Annotated in this window: 1 protein-coding gene; it reads right to left on the bottom strand. The window is 66.5% G+C overall.

Translation table 11 applies throughout. The features are described 5' to 3' along the window. Positions 1-94: 94 nt before the first annotated feature. Positions 95-1,339, bottom strand: a complete 1,245-nt coding sequence (locus tag ABZ904_RS51190; protein WP_361831204.1) for an IS110 family transposase — start codon at positions 1,337-1,339, stop codon at positions 95-97. Between the last annotated feature and the right edge of the window lie 304 nt (positions 1,340-1,643).

Genomic DNA, 1,643 nt, shown 5'->3' with positions numbered 1-1,643 from the left:
CTCTGACGCGTAAATAGCAGCAGGTCAGGGCGGGTGTGGGCAGGGGTGGGTGCCCGGTGGCCGTTGGGGGCTGCCGGGTGTGCGGGTCTGCCGGTCAGGCCGCGGTCTCCCTGGGGTTGAGGGTGACGGTATAGCCGAGCTGGTTGAGCTGATTGATCGCCCGGCGGGTGGCACGTTCCGGGTCGCGTTGGGTGAAGTAGGTGCCACCGAGTTCCTGGTAGGCGACGTTGTCGGTGAGCATGTGCCAGATCGCAGTGATGATGGAGTGCTCGACGGCGACCAATGCTCTGAGCGGGCCGCGGCGGGCGGTCAGCCGCTTGTACCGGGCTTGGAGGTAGGTGTCCTTGGTTCTCACCGCGCCGAACGCGGCGAGGCCGAGTGCCCCTTTGAGATAGGGGTTGCCGGGCCGGACCTTCGTGTTCTTGGTGCGGCCGGCGGACTCGTGGTGACCGGGGCAGACGCCGGCCCAGGACGCGAGGTGTTTGGCGGAGGTGAACCGGGTCATGTCCCCGCCGGTCTCCGCGATGATCACTTCGGCGGTGGCCTGGTTGATGCCGGGGATGGTGTCGAGTAGGTCGAGGGCGTCACGAAAGGGTGCCATCGCCTCTTCGATCCGTCCGGTGAGCTCGTCGATCATTGTGGTGAGCTGGTCGTACTGGTCCAGATACAGCCGCGCCAGGAACGCGTGGTGTTCGCGGAACCGTCCGGTCAGGGCCTCGGTGAGTTCGGGGATCTTGTTGCGGAGCTTGCGTTTGGCCAGGTCCGCGAGGATCTGCGGGTCGGCTTCGCCGCGGACGAGGGCTTCGAGCATGGCCCGTCCGGAGACGCCCATGATGTCGGAGGCGACTGAGGACAGTTTGATGCCGGTGTCCTCCAGCAGTTTCTCCAGCCGCTGGACCACACGGCTGCGTTCACGGGTGGCGGTGGTCCGGGCCCGGGTCAGGTCGCGTAGTTCGCGGACCGGCTCGGGCGGTACGAAGGAGGGCCGGACCAGGCCGTGGGCGCCGAGTTGGGCCAGCCAGGCCGCGTCCGAGACGTCTGTTTTGCGGCCGGGCAGGTTCTTGACCTGCCGCGCGTTGACGAGAATCACGTTCAAGTCTTCGGCCAGTACGTAGTAGAAGGGCTTCCAGTAGTCCGAGGTCGCCTCGATCACTACCAGCGTCACCTCTGCGGCGAGCAGGTGATCCCGCAGAGCGAGGACCGCGTTCGTTGTCGATCCCCACGTCGTGGTCTTGGTCGTGAAGGACCCCCGCCGCTTCGTGCTCGGGGTGCGGACGCACGCCTTGGCGTCCTTCTTGCTGATGTCGAGGCCGGCACAGCGTTCGTGCAGCACGTCCACGGTCTTGCTCCCTCCCTCTCCGGACAGCCGAGTACGCCGTTCCGGGAGGGCCAGGGTGAATCAGGAATTCTGACGCACGTGCTTCGCAGCAACACTCCACGGTTCCCGTGGACGGCCCCCAGCACCACGCTGACCTGCGAGCTCACCGGCATCACAGAGGCATCGGTTTCGGCCGGAACGAACCTCACCATGGTTCCGAACCGGGATCAGTCCACGTCAGGGCAGACAGAAGCACCTCCGGCGCACGCCACGGGATTTACCACGCCCCCGGCGCGCACCGAAGGTGCGCTGGATCGCTGACCTG

The sequence above is a fragment of the Streptomyces sp. NPDC046900 genome (assembly GCF_040644975.1).
Classification (GTDB): Bacteria; Actinomycetota; Actinomycetes; order Streptomycetales; family Streptomycetaceae; genus Streptomyces.
Note: the sequence above shows the minus strand (reverse complement) of the source record. Positions and strands in the feature narration are given on the sequence as shown.